This is a genomic window from Flagellimonas oceanensis, from assembly GCF_003992595.1.
Classification (GTDB): Bacteria; Bacteroidota; Bacteroidia; order Flavobacteriales; family Flavobacteriaceae; genus Flagellimonas; species Flagellimonas oceanensis.
This window is the reverse complement of record NZ_RZNA01000003.1, coordinates 112,009-128,157: the sequence shown is the minus strand read 5'-3', so window position 1 is coordinate 128,157 and position 16,149 is coordinate 112,009. Positions and strand designations below refer to the sequence as shown.

Sequence of the window (16,149 nt, the reverse complement as noted above, 5' to 3'; positions counted from 1 at the left end):
GCAAAAATTAAGCATGGCCCGAATTCTGACCGGAATACAAAGCACAGGAACACCACATTTGGGAAACATTTTGGGAGCAATTGCACCGGCCATTGAAATGGCCGAAGACCCCAAAAACGATTCCTTTCTGTTTATTGCCGATATGCACTCGCTTACCCAGATCAAAGACGGGGAGCTGCTACGGAACAATACCTACGCCATAGCCGCTGCATGGTTGGCCTTTGGACTGAATATTGAAAAAACGGTTTTTTACAGACAGAGCGATATCCCACAAACGGCTGAATTGGCCTGGTACCTCAGCTGCTTTTTCCCCTATCAGCGATTGACGTTGGCCCACTCTTTTAAGGATAAGGCCGATAGGTTGGAGGATGTAAATGCCGGTTTGTTTACCTATCCCATGCTGATGGCGGCCGATATTTTGCTGTATGATGCGGACATCGTTCCCGTAGGGAAGGATCAGCTACAGCATTTGGAAATGACACGCGATGTGGCCTCCCGGTTCCATAACCAAATGGGGGAAACCTTTGTAATGCCCGAAGCCAAGGTACACGAACAAACCATGTACGTTCCCGGAACCGATGGCGAAAAAATGAGCAAAAGCCGCGGCAATCTCATCAATCTGTTCCAAACAGATAAGAAATTGCGCAAGCAGATCATGGGAATTGTTACGGACAGTACACCCATGGAAGAACCCAAGGACCCTAGCAAGGACAATGTATTTGCTTTGTACAAATTATTGGCTTCCGCGGAGCAGATAGAGGAAATGAGCGCTAACTATTTAGCAGGAAACTATGGATATGGGCACGCCAAACAGGCCTTGTACGAGCTCATCAATGAAAAGTTTGAAGAGCCGCGTGAAAAGTTTGAATACTACATGAACCACAAAAACGAAGTGGACGAAGCTTTGGCTTTTGGCGCCGAAAAAGCACGTAAAGTTGCCGATGAGGTGCTGGCTAGGGTTCGTGAAAAGTTGGGCTATTAACCTTTCATCGTGCTTTGGATATAACATGCTGTTCTTTTTCAATAGTTTGAAATCCACTCAAGCATAGCTTTTAGCCTTAATCATGGCAAAGCCTCGATTTTTTGTGGCAACTTCCCGTTGAACTGCGCCAAAAAACAGAGTGACTGTTCTGTTGAGATTTGTATCGATGAGCTGTTATTTTAAGTTGTTCGAGTCCGTTCATTGTGCTGTTTTTTCAGGTCATCGGCAGACCTTGATTCTATTTTTGAGCCGAAAAAACGCTTCTTTCAAAAGAATCGTGGTTTTACCATCCAACAACCGAGCTACCGAAAAATCCAACCCTAACTTCGACAAACTCAGAATGACACCTTAACAACCCTTTACTCTCTGCTGAACAACCGACGACTGTCTTTTTGAATACGCTCAACGACCTACTTCCGACTGCTATCCGCCAGCTGAAGCTCAGAAACTACATCGCTTCGAACAGTTTACCGGGCAATGGTCGGATTGCACCTTTCATTTCCATGTTCAATAAAGTGGACGAAACTTTAAAAATGGGCATATTGCACTCCAAAGCCACGGTGTCCAGTAATTGTTTGCCGTTTAACTGTACGTACGTGTAGATTGACTGTTCTGTTTCATCCAACTCGATGAACAACTGCTTTTGCACCGTTTTTTCCTGCTTTTCCTCTTCAATTTCCCAACCCAAGAGGTAAATCAGCTCGGCTGTAGAAGTCAATAAGTGTGCTTTTTGATATTTGATAAGGTCATTACATCCTTTGCTCCACTCATCGGCAGCCCTGCCCGGAACCGCAAACACACCCCTGTGATAGCCGTGCGCAATATCCGCCGTGACCAAACTGCCTCCTTTTTCGGCTGATTCAATGACAACGGTCGCTTCACTTATGCCAGTGATGATACGATTGCGTTTTAGAAAATTTTCACGGTTGGGCTGACTACTGTTCCAAAACTCGGTCAGAAAGCCACCGTTTAGCTCCATTTTGGATTGGTATTTGGCATGTACCTTCGGATAAATTTGATTGAGACAGTGCGCCATACAGGCAATGGTCTGCAATCCATGGTCGATTGCCGCTTTTTGGACGGCAATATCCACCCCGTGGGCCAAACCACTAACAATGAAAGGGTTCAAGGGCGCAAATTCCTCAATAAAATTGGTAACAGAAAGAAGAACCATAGTTGGTCACATTCCGAGTACCCACCACACTGATGATTTTTTTGGTTCTTCAAATCGATGTATCCCCGTTGGAACAGCAAAATCGGGCCATCCACGCAATGCTTTAAACGGGCAGGATAATCATCGTCCATAAAATATGAGATAGCAACCTTTTCCTGGGACAGAAATTCGAACTCCTTTGGGGCTTCTTCCAAGTGGGTAGCATCAAAAAGACCTTTCAGGGTCATTTTGCCAATCCCATCTATTTTTAAAAGATGGTGCAATTTGTCCTCGAAAATGGCCGATGGACTTCCACAATGGGCAATTAATTTTTTGCCGTAACATCCCCGATATTGGGAATGTTCTGCAACCGTAGAGCCGCAATAATTTCAGGTTCAGTCATTTGATTTGGGCGTCAAAGTTGTCCACAAAATACAGATTTTCAAATGTTAATAAAAAGTTATCCAGCATATTTTGTGCTGTCCCTTTTTTTACAATATTTGTGGCTATGCGGATAGATTCATACATAGAAAAATTGTTGTTCGATTACAACTGTGTCGTGGTACCAGGTTTTGGCGCTTTTTTGGCCCATGGTAAATCCGCAGAAATTGATTTGGCCACCAATACGTTGGTGCCGCCAAGCAAAGCCATTTCCTTCAATGCCCAACTTTCCAAGAATGATGGCCTGTTGGTCTCCCATATTTCCAAAGAAAAGAATTTGGGATATGAGGATATGCTCCAGGAGGTGGAAAACATTGCCCAGCATTGGAACAATAAGTTGGCAAAAGGAGAAAGCATTGAGCTTTTTGGCATTGGAAAATTGTGGCACAACAGCGAACAACGCATTCAGTTTCAGCCAGAGGACACAGTCAACTTTTTGACTTCTTCTTTTGGACTGTCCACATTTGCAGCTACTCCTATTCAACGTGAGGTCATCAAAGAAGAAGTAGAAGAATTGGAAGAACGCATTCCGTTCATCATCACTCCTGAAAAAAGAGAACAAACTTCCTTTAGACCTTGGTTAAAGTATGCTGCCGTGTTTTTATTGGCGGTGTCTTTGGGTGTGACTTCATATCGTACTTACGGCGACCTTCAACAAAAAGAAGTGGCCGCTCAACAAGATGCCCAACAAGAAGTGTCCCGTTTGATTCAAGAAGCTACTTTTTTTGAAAGTGCTCCATTGGAACTTCCTGCCATCAATATTAAAGTGACCAAAAAGCAATTGGGCAAACACCATATTATTGCCGGTGCCTTCCGTGAAGAGCAGAATGCGGACAAAAAGGTGGACCAGCTTAAACAAAAGGGCTACAATGCTTTTTATTTGGGTGTAAACAAATATGGGCTGCATCAAGTGGCCTACGATAGCTTTGACGACCCAAAAGAAGCTCTTGTCTTTTTAAGAAAGGTAAAAGCTGAGGATTCCAGGGATGCTTGGATGCTTTCAGAGAAATAATCCCGCTTTCCTTTAAAAACCATTCCACACTTCAATATCTTTGCGCAAAATTTATGGTATGCGCGCTAAAACTCCCAGTGAATCCCGCACGGTAATGACCGATTTGGTATTGCCCAGCGAAACCAACCCCCTCAACAACCTTTTTGGTGGGGAACTCTTGGCCCGTATGGACCGGGCTGCCAGTATTTCGGCCCGTAGGCACAGCCGACGTATCACTGTGACCGCTTCGGTGAACCACGTAGCTTTTAACAGAGCTGTTCCGTTGGGTAGCGTGGTAACAGTGGAAGCATCGGTTTCCAGAGCTTTTAAAACCTCTATGGAGATTTTTATCGATGTTTGGATCGAGGACCGTTTTACAGGTGAGCGTACCAAGGCCAACGAGGCCATTTATACCTTTGTTGCGGTGGATGATACCGGAAAACCTACGGAAGTACCGCCATTGGAACCTGAAACCGATCTGGAAAAAGAGCGCTATGCCGCAGCGCTTCGAAGAAAACAGTTGAGTTTGGTACTTGCGGGTAAAATGAAGCCCGCGGATGCCACCGAACTAAAGGCGCTTTTTACTTCTTAACTCTTAAAAAGCAAAATTATCCGGGTCCGGGCCAAATCGTTTGCCCTTTTCCAGTCCATCGAGCAGTTGTACATCCTCTTCTGATAGTTCAAAATCGAAAAGGTCGGAATTGGCGATGATACGTTTTTCTTTAGATGATTTCGGAATGGTGACCACGCCTTTTTGAAGGTCCCATCGCAATACGATTTGGGCAATCGTCTTGTTGTATTTCGAGGCTAAATCCTTCATGATATCGAGATCGAAGATATTCCCCTGCATCAACGGAGACCAAGCTTCGTATTGAATCCCTTTTGAGTTACAGAAATCTATCAAATCCTGTTGTACCAAATACGGGTGGAACTCCATTTGATTGACCATCGGCACAATCTCGGCAGAGGTCAATAAGTCCTCCAAATGATGCTGTAGAAAATTGCTCACGCCAATGGCACGTACCCGTTTCTCTTGATATAACCTTTCAAGTGCCTTCCAGGTGTCCTTGGAAATTTCGCCTTTTGGCCAATGTACGAGGTACAAATCCAGATAATCGGTTCCCAAACGGTCCAAACTGGCATCAAATGCTTTCAGGGTAGCATCGTATCCTTGGTCATTGTTCCAGACCTTGCTCGTTAAAAAAACGTCCTTTCGGTCGACATTGCTTTCACGGATTCCTGTGCCAACGCCTTCCTCATTATGATATATGGCAGCAGTATCGATATGGCGGTAACCATGGTTCAATGCCGCTTTTACCGCGTTGATCACTTCCCTTCCATCCTCGGATTGATATACACCCAATCCAAAATAGGGCATCTGGACCCCATTGTGCAGTTCAAAGGAGCCTTGTAAATCTGTTATTTTCTTCATAGTGTTACAATTGATAGATCCAATCTTCGGGGTTCAAGCGATTGGAGTCCTTATAAAGATAGAACTTCAATTTGGTAGTGCCGTCCAACCGATTGGTATTTATGTCTCCCAACACTTCTTTGGCAGCTACTTTATCCCCCTTTTTCACGTACAGATTGGAAAGGTTATAGTAGGTACTGATGTAGTTTCCGTGCTTTATTTGCACCCCTTTGTTTCCGCCGGGAACCGAAAGTATGGCGATGACCTCGCCCTCGAAAATGGCCCTTGCCTTGCTCCCTGCATCCGTGGTAATGGTAACTCCATTGTTCCGGTGCTTGATTCCTGGGTACAATTTATCCGCATAGACACCGTACCCTTGGCTTTTGACACCTTTTTCCACGGGCCAAATCAACCTTCCTTTGTTGGAAGTAAAGTTATCGGCCAACAATCTGGTTTCAGGCGTCATGGCAAAGGTGGCACTATTGGTAGATTTTCCAGAGCTTTTATTGGAACTGGCAATGGCACTTTTGATCATTCGTTCTATCTCACGATCGATCTTACGGGCCTCCTTTTGCTTTTCGGCAATCGCAGCGGTGTATTTCGCCTCATTTTGTTTTATGCTTGTCAAAAGGCTTCTTTGGGATTCGATTTCCTTGGACAGTTCCGCTTTGGCCTTTTGATTTTCGGCAATGAGCTGGTCCTTTTCCTTTCGTTGACGCACCAAATCCTGATTCAAGGTCTTGAGCTCTTCCGTTTTCTGGACGATTCCTTCCCCCTGCTTTTTCCGATGCTTTGCGTATTGCTGCATATATTGCAATCGTTTGTATGCCTGATAAAAGTTTTCGGCAGAAAGCAAGAACATCAACCGGTTACTTTGTGATTTGTTCTGATAGGTTTTTTGAATCAATTCCGCATAATCCTCTTTCAATATTTTTAAATCTTCCCGAAGCTTACTTATATTTCTGATATTGACGTTGATTTGCCTGTTAAGCAAATTGGATTGTTGATTGGTCACCCGAATAAGCTCTTGACGAACATTGATTTTGTTGTCCAAGGCCTCCATTTGGTCCAAAACCGTTCCCTTTTCCTTACGTTCAGCGAAGAGCAATCTATTGATTTCCTTGATTTCTTCTTGAAGCCGTTCCCTTTTGGCCTCGAGCACCTTTTGCTCACTTGTTTGGGCATAAGAACCCACTGAAGTAAAAAATATAACTATCAGACAGTAAATACAATATGAAATTTTACCTTTCATATTACTTTAATGTAATTTTATCATATCCCTTGGGCACTTTATAGGGAAAGTTCATGGGTTTGTTCAACTCTAAGTTACGAAAACTCAAATCTATGGTGGTTAAATCGCCTGCCTCTTCGGCAATGATCTTTACATCCTCGGGGAGTACATTACCAGAAATATCCTGATAGGTATATTTAGCCATCAACTGTCTGGCGTTTTCAGGCTGTGAAATCTCTTGGGTCGCTATTTTAAAGTTTTTAGGCTCCAACTGAAACAAAATCTTGAAGAGCTGCCTCGCCTTTTTCGGCTTTAATTGGTAGGTGCCATTGTACACCTCCGAATTGAATTTTTCCTTTCTTAAGTCCAACACCGCGTTGCCCAACAACAGGTTCTGCACCTTTTCAAAATCCAGTTCGGTACCCAATAAATCGCTCAAATAACTGAAGTCTCCATCAAAATACTCGTTTTGGAGTTTGTTGTAAAACGATACCTTGTTCGGTGTAATATGGACTTTAACCACACCGAGGGGGGCGCTCATCCAAATGACCTTGTCCTTCTCCATACGGAAGCTAACGTTCACACCTTGCGAATCGTCTCCATTCACGTAATCGATTTTAACCCGGCCTCTCAAGGTTTTAAATTTGGGCTGATTGGAATAATGTGCATTGATGATGTTCTTTGCGGACAGTCGGGAGTTAACCTCTCCACCCGTAATCGACTTGGTACTTTTACAAGCTCCGAGTGTATAAAGAAACACCGTAACCGCGGCTATTTTAGATATGTTTTTATATAGGTTCATTATAATCCTGAATTGATCTTGTTCAAATATTCGTTTGCTTTTTGGGTATTGCCCATTTTGGAATACCCTTCGGATAGCTGCTTGTAGATTTTGTTCCTTAATCCTTCATCATCCAAAAGATAGTCGAGTCCGCTTTCCAAAACCTCAATGCCCTTGTTCGGATTTCCGGTATTGTTCAAAGCCGTTCCGTAGGCATAATAAAAATACGGCTGCAACGGATACGAACCCAATGCTTCTTGGGCATCGCTCAACAGTTTTTTAAAGTCAGCATCCGCAATCAATTGCTCCATCTGAGCTTTCAATGGAGCCAGTGGGTCATCCAAATCTGTTTCTTGTTGAACGATTGGTGTTTCTATCGGCTGCAAATCCTTTTGGAGGGAATCTTTTATCTTACGGTTCAATTCCGATTTCAATGTTGAGTTCTCCAAATCATCCAGCACCTGTGAAGCTTCCCGGTACTTTTTCATTTTAAAAAGGGAAACGGCCATGTTCTGCTGTAACTTCTTGTTGTCGTAGGGTATGCGTTGTTTAATAGTCTCTATGGGACTTCCTTGTTTATCCAGAATGGTCAATAAATTATCCAAATACCAATAATCGGTTGGTTCCGACAGCAAGGCTTCAATGGCATAGTCTTGGGCCTGTACATATTTTTTGTCCAGCATGTAGGCTTTGGCCAGTTCGTAGTCAACCACGCTGTTGTTGGGTTCCAGTTGCTTGCATTTTAGGAACAAATCCACGGCCCTATCGTAGTTCTGGATGCCCTTTTGCTTTAGGGCTTCAAAGAAGTTTTCTTGAAACTCATCGGTATATTCTTCAAGGTAGACATCGGCACCTTCTTGTTCTTCTTGGGCATAGGTGCCGTAAAGCATCATAAATGATGCTCCCAAAACCATACCAAGAAGAAGTTTCTTTTTCATAATAACACCCTAAGTCCCCATCCAACTAAAAATCCATTCTAAAGTTATTCCAAAACGGAATAATCTCCAATACTAATGGTCTCAAAATTACCATTGTACACTACATGGTTGCCGATCATGGCATTATCCAGATTGGCATTGCTGATTTTGCTATTGCTCTGGATCAGACTGTTCTTTACCGTTGAGTTTTCCAAAACGGTATTCGCCCCAACGGACACATAAGGTCCGACCGTTGTATTTTTTAGGACCACATTTTCACCAATAAAACAGGGCTCAACGATATTGGCATTTTCCTGCTTTACGGAATCGGAAATCATTTGCTCTCCTTCTTTTTCCAAGAAGCCCAACATACGCTGATTCGTCTCTACGGTCACATTTTTGTTGCCGCAGTCCATCCATTCGTCCACTTTTCCCGGAACAAATTTCATGCCCTTCTCCATCATCCGCTTGATGCCATCGTTGATTTGGTATTCGCCACCGTGTTTGATGTCGTTATCCAGTACGTGCTGCAGTTCATTTTTGAGCACCCCAACGTCCTTGAAGTAATAAATACCGATTACGGCCAAGTCTGAGACATATTCCTGCGGCTTTTCCACCAATTCGATGATTTCTTTGTCATTGTTCAACTGGACCACCCCGTAAGCTTCTGGACGCTCTACCTGCTTTACCCAAATAACGCTGTCTGCTGATTTATCCAAATCAAAGTCAGCACGTATTAAGGTATCGGCATAAGCGATCACAGCAGGTCCGCTCAAGGATTCCTTGGCACTCATAATGGCATGACCCGTTCCCAGTGGTTTGTCTTGCCTGTAAATAGAGCCTTTGGCCCCTAGTTCATCGGCCAGCTCCATGAGGCTCTCCACCACATCATCTCCAAAAAATGCCGGGTCGCCCAAAATAAAAGCAACTTCGTCAATAGGTTCACCCAAGACTTTGGCGATATCGCTGACCAATCGGTGTACGATAGGTTTTCCCGCAACAGGAATCAATGGTTTGGGAATGGTTAATGTGTGTGGTCTTAAACGGGATCCCCTTCCCGCCATTGGAACGATTATTTTCATACACATGCCCGCGCAGGCGGGTATCTTTTATAGGTTATACTTATTCAGTTGGTCTCGACTGCGCTCGACCTGACATTATTCATCATTTAGTGCCCGTACTTCCGAATCCGCCTTCGCCCCGATCGGTGCTTGAAAGGGTTTCCACCTCTTCCCATTCGGCACGTTCGTGTTTGGCGATGACCATTTGGGCAATGCGCTCACCATTTTCTACGGTAAAATCCTCATTGGAAAGATTGACCAAGATCACTCCGACGTTTCCTCGGTAATCGGCATCAATGGTGCCCGGCGCATTTAGCACGGTAATTCCCTTTTTGGCGGCCAATCCGCTTCGTGGACGAACCTGTGCCTCATAACCCACGGGAAGCTCCATGAACAGTCCCGTTGGGACAATGGCCCTCTCCAAGGGTTTCAGTGTTATGGGAGATTCCAAATCCGCCCTTAGATCCATCCCTGCTGAGGCAAGTGTTTCGTAATGTGGCAACTTATGGCCCGATTTGTTGATGATCTTAATCTTCACGCTTTATAAATATGCTTTTTAATTTATCTCCTTCCATCTTGTACACTAGCCCCAAAAATAACAAAAACAGTAGGCTGCCGGCTATTAAATTTCTATTAAAAACATAGAACGAAAGTACCGAAAACACAAACGATACGGATAGATAAAACACAATCTTCCGCATATTGTAGGGCACGGGATAATATTTCTTCCCAAAATGATAGGACAACAACATCATGCTACCATAGGCGGCCAAGGTGGCCAGGGCCGATGCCATATAACCGATTTTTGGAATCAGGCTTATGTTTATGACCAGTGTGATGATGGCTCCTACAGATGAAATATAAGCGCCAAACTTTGTTCGGTCGGTTACCTTGTACCAGACGGACAGATTGTGGTAGATGCCCAAACAGAAGCTGGCCAAAAGTATGATGGGAACCACATCCAAGGCTTCCCAAAATGCTTCGTCGCGGACCAATAATTTTTTCAAGGGGTCGATAAACACCATGACGCCCAAGAAGATAAGACTGCCCATAATCACAAAATAGTTGGTAATCTGTGCATAGGCCTTTTTCGGGTTTTCAGTGTTTGCATGACTGAAAAAGAACGGTTCCACCCCTAATCGGAAGGCCGTGCCGAATAGCGTCATGAATACCGCCAACTTATAGCAGGCTGAATATTTTCCGATTTCCGCCTTGGCTATGTCTTCGGGCAATAACCTATCCAGAAGGATACGGTCGAATACTTCGTTGACCGTAAATGCAAGTCCAGCTATCATAATGGGCAAGGAATATTTGAGCATTTCCCTCCACAATTGCTTGTCGAACTTGTATTTGGTATCAAAATAGATGCCGCTGATCCACAAAAAGGCCACGCCGCTGGAAATGACATTGGCGATAAAGACATATTCAATCTGAAAGTCCTCTTTATAGATTTCCGACCAGAATGGCTGTCCGTTTTCGGCCATTTTTGGCAACAGGGTCAAGAAGAAAATGTTCAGCAGTAAATTGATGGCCACACTGGTCACTTTTACAATGGAATACCGAAGCGGTCGCTCCTTTGCCCTGAGCCAAGCAAAGGGAACAATGGCCAGTGCATCCAAAACCAGAATCAGGATGATGTAGATGATCAATGACTCTTTGACATCAATGAGCGAAGCAAACGTCTCTTTGAACATCAGTGCCGCTACAAAGAATATCAAGGAAGACAGTAACAATGACAGCAAAGAAGTTGAAATTACATGCTCTTTAGTCGCGTGCTTATTGAAAAATCGGAAAAAAGCCGTTTCCATACCGTAAGCGAGCACCACATTAAAAATGGCAAACCACGAGAAGATCACTGAAATCTCACCATAGGTTTCAGGATTCATTACGGAGGTGTACAACGGCACCAATAGAAAAGAGAGCACTCTTGGCAATACCGTGGCCAAACCGTAGATAAACGTTTGTTTAAAAAGCCTCTTAAGTGGGTTCAATAGGTGTTGCTTCTTTAAAAACCTTGATTAGGTGCCCACAAGTTACGCAAAAGCCATTAGTAGCTAAACCTTCTTGCCCTAAGAAAAACAAAAAGGCCACCGATGTGGTGGCCTTTTGTTATTATAAAAGTATATGATCTTAATTGTTCAACGCTTCCGCTCCACCAACAATTTCCAGGATTTCGTTGGTAATCGCTGCCTGACGTGCTTTGTTATAGGTCAATTTTAATTCATCCCTAAGTTCCGCGGCATTATCGGTCGCCTTGTGCATCGCAGTCATACGGGCACCGTGCTCACTGGCAAAGGAATCCCTGATGGCCTTGAACAACTGTGTCTTCAAGGATTTAGGTATCAATTCTTTTACTATTTCCACTTTGGATGGTTCAAAAATGTAATCCGCAGCAATCGCTTCATCCCCTTCTGCTCCAACAATGGGCAAGAACTGCTCTGTCATTACGATCTGCGTAGCGGCGTTCTTGAACTTGTTGTACACCAATTCGATTTTATCGTAATCGCCTTTGGTGAACAAACGCATCAAAAGTTCCGCAATCTCGGCAACATGCTCAAAGGTCAAATCATCGTACACCTTACTTTGGTCACCCAAAATGGTATGCCTTTTCCTGAGGATGTCATTTCCTTTTTTACCAATGGTATAAAAGTCAACTTGTTTACCCGGATAGGTATTGGACACCAGATTGTTGCTCTGCTTGATGATGTTGGAGTTGAATCCACCACAAAGACCTCTGTTGGAAGTAATGGCAACCACCAAAACTTTGTTTACGGGTCTCTTGTCGGCGTACTCGCTTCCACCGTCTCCTTCCAAACTGGCACTAAGCCCTTGTAGGAGCTCGGTCAGTTTATCGGAATACGGACGCATCGCCGTGATAGCATCCTGGGCCTTTTTCAACTTTGCAGCAGAAACCATTTTCATGGCACTGGTAATCTGCATCGTTGATGAGATGGATGATATCCTGTTACGTATTTCCTTTAGATTCGCCATATTCTACTTTGTCATTCCGCAATTGATGCGGAATCTTTTTGGTTATGGATTCCTGCAGTGCCCTTCGACTACGCTCAGGGCCCTTCAGAAATGACAATTGTTATGCTTTGTACTTGCTTGAAAGGTCCTTGCAAACAGCAGTCAAAGTTTCAGTAACCTCATCGGTCAATTTACCGGCTTTAAGCGTATCCAAAACATCTCTGTGCTTGGCGTTCAAGAACTCCAAGTAATCTTTTTCAAACTCCTTTACCTTGTCCACAGGAACGTCCCTCAACAGGTTCTTGGAACCTGCAAAGATGATGGCCACCTGATCTTCCACGGTAAATGGATCGTTCTGACCTTGTTTCAAGATCTCCACGTTTCTACGTCCTTTTTCGATCACGTTCAAGGTAGCGGCATCCAAATCGGAACCGAACTTGGCAAAGGCTTCCAATTCACGGAACTGGGCCTGGTCAAGTTTCAAGGTACCTGCCACTTTCTTCATCGACTTGATCTGCGCGGAACCACCCACACGAGATACGGAGATACCCACATTGATCGCAGGACGAACCCCTTGGTTGAACAAATCTTGTTCCAAGAATATCTGACCATCCGTAATGGAGATTACGTTGGTCGGGATATATGCGGAAACGTCACCTGCCTGTGTTTCGATAATTGGAAGTGCTGTCAACGAACCACCACCTTTCACCATTGGTTTCAATGATTCTGGAAGGTCGTTCATGGTCTTTGCGATATCATCATCACTGATAACCTTAGCGGCACGCTCCAACAATCTTGAGTGCAAGAAGAAAACGTCACCAGGGTATGCTTCACGTCCCGGAGGTCTTCTCAAAAGCAAGGAAACCTCACGGTAAGCAACCGCTTGTTTTGACAAGTCATCATAGATGATCAAGGCTGGGCGCCCTGTATCCCTGAAGAACTCCCCGATAGCTGCACCAGCGAATGGAGCATATACCTGCATTGGAGCAGGGTCGGAAGCGTTGGCGGCAACAATGGTCGTATAGGCCAATGCTCCTTTTTCCTCCAAAGTCTTGGCAATAGCAGCCACTGTGGATGCTTTCTGACCTATGGCAACATAGATACAATGCACAGGTTCCCCGGCATCGTAAAATTCTTTTTGGTTAAGGATGGTATCGATACAAACGGTGGTCTTACCTGTTTGCTTATCACCGATCACCAACTCCCTTTGTCCACGCCCCACCGGAATCATGGCATCAATCGCCTTGATACCTGTCTGCATGGGTTCGTCAACGGGCTGTCTAAAAATTACACCAGGAGCCTTGCGTTCCAAGGGCATCTCGTAGGTTTCGCCGGCAATAGGTCCTTTACCATCGATTGGTTTACCCAAGGTGTCCACCACACGGCCAACAATTCCCTCACCAACATTGATGGAAGCAATACGCTCGGTTCTTTTCACAGTAGCACCTTCCACAATCTCTTGTGATGGGCCCAACAATACAACACCTACGTTGTCTTCCTCCAAGTTAAGAACGATACCTTGCATACCACCCTCGAACTCCACCAACTCCCCATACTGGGCATTGGAAAGTCCATATACACGGGCAATACCATCACCTACTTGTAATACGGTACCTACTTCATCCAAAGAAGCGGATGCTTCGTAACCTGATAACTGTTTTTTCAAAATTGCTGATACCTCAGCGGCTTTTACTCCTGCCATTTTTATAGACTATTTGTAAATTCTCTTTTTAATCCGTTCAATTTGTTTGCGATGCTGGCATCGTATTGGGTATCTCCCACCCGTAGCACAAATCCTCCGATGATGCTCTCATCGATTTTATTTTCCAAGGTAACCTTGTTTCCGGTTGCCTTGGTCACCGTTTCCAAAATTTTCTTCTCCAAATCGGAAGTCAATGGGACGGCAGTGGTTACGTAAGCTACTTCCTCGCCCTTCAATTTTTCATGAAGGATGATGTATTTATAGGCCACTTCCTGCAACATGGCAATTCGCTTGTTGCCGATCAAGGTTTGAAGAAGACCTTTAGTGATTTCGTTGGCACCCTTGAAGATTTCCAACAGACTGTTCTTCTTTACCTCTGATTTGATGATCGGGCTCTCCAACATATTTTGAAGCTCCACGTTCTCGGAAATGGTCGCAGCTATCTCCCGCATGTCCTTTTCCACGGCATCTGCCGCTTTCTTTTCGACTGCGAAATCCAAGGTTGCTTTTGCGTAGCGTATGGCTGCCCTGTTTTGGTTCATGTTCCCTTAGTTCAGTTTAATATCGCCCAACATGTCCTCGACCAACTTTTGCTGTTTGCCTTTGTCGGACAATTCCTCTTTGATCACCTTTTCGGCAATCTCCACGGATAGGTTAGCTACTTGTGCCTTAATATCGGCAACAGCAGCTTTCTTTTCGCTTTCTATGGTTGCTTGGGCCTGCTTGATCATTTTATCGCCTTCCACCTGAGCTTGCTCCTTTGCTTCAGAGATAATGCTTTCTTTGATTTCTCTCGCTTCCTTTAACAAGGCATCTCTTTCCACTTTGGCCTCCCTCAACAGCTTTTCGCTATCTGCAGTCACGTTCTGCATTTCTTTCTTGGCGGCTTCTGCAGCGTCAAGAGCGTCTTTTATGCCTTCTTCACGTTTTTCTACCGCGCCAAGAATGGGCTTCCATGCGTATTTTCTCAGCAACAACAGTAGGCCCACAAAAAGAACCAACTGCCAGACAAACAACCCTAAGGAAAATTCCTCTAATAACTTTTCCATTTATCTTAAAATATAAATTCTTTAAACTCTATCACTTTAAATCAATGAAGGGCCATAGCCAACCGCTATGGCCTTCATCAATGTTTTTACGGTCCTTACGCTGCAAAAAGAGCGGCGAAACCGATACCTTCAATAAGGGCTGCTGCAATCAACATTGCTGTTTGGATCTTACCAGAAGCTTCAGGTTGACGAGCAATGGCCTCCATTGCTTGACCACCGATTCTACCGATGCCCAATCCTGCTCCGATTACGATCAAACCAGCTCCTACGATGTTTGGAATTGTCATGATATATGAATTTAAATATTAAACGTTCTAATTAATGATGATCTTCTTCTACCGCCATACCAAAATATAGGGCGGACAACATGGTAAAAATATATGCCTGCAATGCGGCCACCAACAATTCCAACAATGAAAGTGCAAATGCCAACAAGAAGGACAATGGGCTTCCTATCCAGTTTTTAAATATGAACATCAACCCGATAATACTCATCAACACTACGTGACCCGCAGTAATGTTGGCGTACAAACGAATCATCAATGAGAATGGTTTGATGAACGTTCCCAACAATTCGATGGGTGCCAATATAATTTTCATGGGAACCGGCACGCCAGGCATCCAAAAGATGTGCTTCCAGTAGTTTTTGTTCCCTGTAAAAGTTGTAATAAGGTATGTGATCATTGCCAAGGCAAATGTAACGGCAATGTTATTGGTTACGTTGACACCAAGTGGCGTCAAGCCCAAAAGGTTGATGATCCACACAAAAAAGAATACGGTCAACAAGTAGCTCATGTACTTTTTGTATTTATGCTCACCAATGTTTGGAATGGCAATCTCATCACGCACAAATAGCACCAAGGGTTCCAAGAATCTACCAACACCCCGAGGCATGGTACTCTTCTGATATCTTTTTGCCATGGAACGGAAAACCAAGAACATTAAAAGCGCTACGGCTATAATAAAGACCACGTTTTTGGTAATGGACAAATCCAAAGGCTTTTCGTTGGAAGGATGGGCATCATCCACTACCAAATCCTCTCCGTAGGCATCTTCCGTATGGGTTTCATCTCCATGATGGCCCTCAAAATTGATGGTGCCTTCCGCATCTGTCTTATATATTTTGTTGTGGTAAAGTGCGTAGTGATTCCCATCCACCTCAGCAACCGCCTCTCCATGCTCGAACTCCGAAGAAAGAAAAACCTTCAACCCATTGTCCCAAAGAATCACAGGAAGTGGGAACCCGACATATTTGTGCTCACCTTCATCGGTAGTGTAAGAATATAGATTGAAATCATGCGAATCCAAAAGGTGATGGTCGATGTATTCCTTAATCTCGGTCTTTAAATCGTGGGCACCGGTTTCAACTTCTTCTCCCTCATGGTTTTGGGCCGATACAAATCCCGCAATCAAAAAAATTACGGCAACTAGTTTTTTACTGAAAAAAGAATATCGCATAT

Annotated in this window: 16 protein-coding genes and 1 pseudogene; 3 read left to right on the top strand and 14 right to left on the bottom strand. The window is 44.2% G+C overall.

The genetic code is table 11. From position 1 onward, the window contains the following. Window positions 1-13: 13 nt before the first annotated feature. Window positions 14-982 (top strand): tryptophan--tRNA ligase, encoded by a 969-nt coding sequence (gene trpS / locus EO132_RS00625; RefSeq protein ID WP_127136111.1) that lies wholly within the window; start codon window positions 14-16, stop codon window positions 980-982. A 448-nt stretch (window positions 983-1,430) separates the two neighbouring features. Here the strand turns inward: trpS and EO132_RS00620 are convergent. Beyond that, a pseudogene (locus tag EO132_RS00620) lies at window positions 1,431-2,538 on the bottom strand (DNA-processing protein DprA). A gap of 105 nt (window positions 2,539-2,643) precedes the next feature. Here EO132_RS00620 and EO132_RS00615 point away from each other — a divergent pair. After that, window positions 2,644-3,588 (top strand): HU domain-containing protein, encoded by a 945-nt coding sequence (locus tag EO132_RS00615; RefSeq protein WP_127136110.1) that lies wholly within the window; start codon window positions 2,644-2,646, stop codon window positions 3,586-3,588. 58 nt (window positions 3,589-3,646) lie between these two features. Continuing rightward, window positions 3,647-4,159: an acyl-CoA thioesterase gene (locus EO132_RS00610; RefSeq protein WP_127136109.1), complete on the top strand. Its 513-nt coding sequence runs from the start codon at window positions 3,647-3,649 to the stop codon at window positions 4,157-4,159. Between the two features lie 3 nt (window positions 4,160-4,162). Here EO132_RS00610 and EO132_RS00605 read toward each other — a convergent pair whose 3' ends face one another. The 13 genes from EO132_RS00605 to atpB form a co-directional block, all read right to left on the bottom strand. Beyond that, on the bottom strand, window positions 4,163-4,999 hold the full coding sequence (locus EO132_RS00605) for an aldo/keto reductase (protein ID WP_127136108.1): 837 nt from the start codon (window positions 4,997-4,999) through the stop codon (window positions 4,163-4,165). A 4-nt stretch (window positions 5,000-5,003) separates the two neighbouring features. Further along, on the bottom strand, window positions 5,004-6,230 hold the full coding sequence (locus EO132_RS00600) for a murein hydrolase activator EnvC family protein (RefSeq protein WP_127136107.1): 1,227 nt from the start codon (window positions 6,228-6,230) through the stop codon (window positions 5,004-5,006). Window position 6,231: 1 nt separating this feature from the next. Next, complete coding sequence (gene lolB1 / locus EO132_RS00595; protein ID WP_127136106.1) at window positions 6,232-7,011, bottom strand: lipoprotein insertase outer membrane protein LolB1; 780 nt, start codon at window positions 7,009-7,011, stop codon at window positions 6,232-6,234. Then, entirely contained in the window at window positions 7,011-7,928 is a 918-nt protein-coding gene (locus tag EO132_RS00590) for a tetratricopeptide repeat protein (protein WP_127136105.1), read from the bottom strand. The genes lolB1 and EO132_RS00590 overlap by 1 nt, the downstream gene beginning before the upstream one ends. 44 nt (window positions 7,929-7,972) lie before the next feature. Next, the gene (locus EO132_RS00585; RefSeq protein ID WP_127136104.1) at window positions 7,973-8,989 is read right to left on the bottom strand and encodes a sugar phosphate nucleotidyltransferase; all 1,017 of its coding nucleotides are present in this window, start codon (window positions 8,987-8,989) and stop codon (window positions 7,973-7,975) included. Window positions 8,990-9,071: 82 nt separating this feature from the next. Continuing rightward, window positions 9,072-9,506 (bottom strand): dUTP diphosphatase, encoded by a 435-nt coding sequence (gene dut / locus EO132_RS00580; RefSeq protein ID WP_127136103.1) that lies wholly within the window; start codon window positions 9,504-9,506, stop codon window positions 9,072-9,074. After that, window positions 9,496-10,959, bottom strand: coding sequence for a lipopolysaccharide biosynthesis protein (locus EO132_RS00575; protein ID WP_127136102.1), 1,464 nt, complete (start codon window positions 10,957-10,959; stop codon window positions 9,496-9,498). Before EO132_RS00575 ends, dut begins: the two co-directional genes overlap by 11 nt. Window positions 10,960-11,098: 139 nt before the next feature. Further along, the gene (gene atpG, locus EO132_RS00570) at window positions 11,099-11,959 is read right to left on the bottom strand and encodes an ATP synthase F1 subunit gamma (protein ID WP_127136101.1); all 861 of its coding nucleotides are present in this window, start codon (window positions 11,957-11,959) and stop codon (window positions 11,099-11,101) included. Between the two features lie 100 nt (window positions 11,960-12,059). Beyond that, window positions 12,060-13,640, bottom strand: a complete 1,581-nt coding sequence (gene atpA, locus EO132_RS00565; protein ID WP_127136100.1) for a F0F1 ATP synthase subunit alpha — start codon at window positions 13,638-13,640, stop codon at window positions 12,060-12,062. Window positions 13,641-13,642: 2 nt separating this feature from the next. Further along, window positions 13,643-14,182 carry an ATP synthase F1 subunit delta gene (atpH, locus tag EO132_RS00560; RefSeq protein ID WP_127136099.1) on the bottom strand — a complete coding sequence of 180 codons (540 nt, stop codon included), beginning with the start codon at window positions 14,180-14,182 and terminating at the stop codon, window positions 13,643-13,645. A 6-nt stretch (window positions 14,183-14,188) separates the two neighbouring features. Next, on the bottom strand, window positions 14,189-14,689 hold the full coding sequence (locus tag EO132_RS00555; protein ID WP_127136098.1) for a F0F1 ATP synthase subunit B: 501 nt from the start codon (window positions 14,687-14,689) through the stop codon (window positions 14,189-14,191). A gap of 95 nt (window positions 14,690-14,784) precedes the next feature. Further along, on the bottom strand, window positions 14,785-14,976 hold the full coding sequence (atpE, locus tag EO132_RS00550; RefSeq protein ID WP_053970734.1) for an ATP synthase F0 subunit C: 192 nt from the start codon (window positions 14,974-14,976) through the stop codon (window positions 14,785-14,787). A gap of 31 nt (window positions 14,977-15,007) precedes the next feature. Continuing rightward, on the bottom strand, window positions 15,008-16,147 hold the full coding sequence (gene atpB, locus EO132_RS00545) for a F0F1 ATP synthase subunit A (RefSeq protein WP_127136097.1): 1,140 nt from the start codon (window positions 16,145-16,147) through the stop codon (window positions 15,008-15,010). Between the last annotated feature and the right edge of the window lie 2 nt (window positions 16,148-16,149).

Excerpts from the sequence above, each read along its gene's own strand:
- EO132_RS00610 (WP_127136109.1), top strand. The coding sequence starts at position 3,647 with ATGCGCGCTAAAACTCCCAGTGAATCCCGCACGGTAATGACCGATTTG.
- EO132_RS00600 (WP_127136107.1), bottom strand. The coding sequence starts at position 6,230 with ATGAAAGGTAAAATTTCATATTGTATTTACTGTCTGATAGTTATATTT.
- atpB (WP_127136097.1), bottom strand. The coding sequence starts at position 16,147 with ATGCGATATTCTTTTTTCAGTAAAAAACTAGTTGCCGTAATTTTTTTG.
- atpH (WP_127136099.1), bottom strand. The coding sequence starts at position 14,182 with ATGAACCAAAACAGGGCAGCCATACGCTACGCAAAAGCAACCTTGGAT.
- EO132_RS00615 (WP_127136110.1), top strand. The coding sequence starts at position 2,644 with ATGCGGATAGATTCATACATAGAAAAATTGTTGTTCGATTACAACTGT.
- EO132_RS00585 (WP_127136104.1), bottom strand. The coding sequence starts at position 8,989 with ATGAAAATAATCGTTCCAATGGCGGGAAGGGGATCCCGTTTAAGACCA.
- atpE (WP_053970734.1), bottom strand. The coding sequence starts at position 14,976 with ATGACAATTCCAAACATCGTAGGAGCTGGTTTGATCGTAATCGGAGCA.
- atpA (WP_127136100.1), bottom strand. The coding sequence starts at position 13,640 with ATGGCAGGAGTAAAAGCCGCTGAGGTATCAGCAATTTTGAAAAAACAG.
- EO132_RS00555 (WP_127136098.1), bottom strand. The coding sequence starts at position 14,689 with ATGGAAAAGTTATTAGAGGAATTTTCCTTAGGGTTGTTTGTCTGGCAG.
- lolB1 (WP_127136106.1), bottom strand. The coding sequence starts at position 7,011 with ATGAACCTATATAAAAACATATCTAAAATAGCCGCGGTTACGGTGTTT.
- EO132_RS00605 (WP_127136108.1), bottom strand. The coding sequence starts at position 4,999 with ATGAAGAAAATAACAGATTTACAAGGCTCCTTTGAACTGCACAATGGG.
- EO132_RS00590 (WP_127136105.1), bottom strand. The coding sequence starts at position 7,928 with ATGAAAAAGAAACTTCTTCTTGGTATGGTTTTGGGAGCATCATTTATG.
- trpS (WP_127136111.1), top strand. The coding sequence starts at position 14 with ATGGCCCGAATTCTGACCGGAATACAAAGCACAGGAACACCACATTTG.
- atpG (WP_127136101.1), bottom strand. The coding sequence starts at position 11,959 with ATGGCGAATCTAAAGGAAATACGTAACAGGATATCATCCATCTCATCA.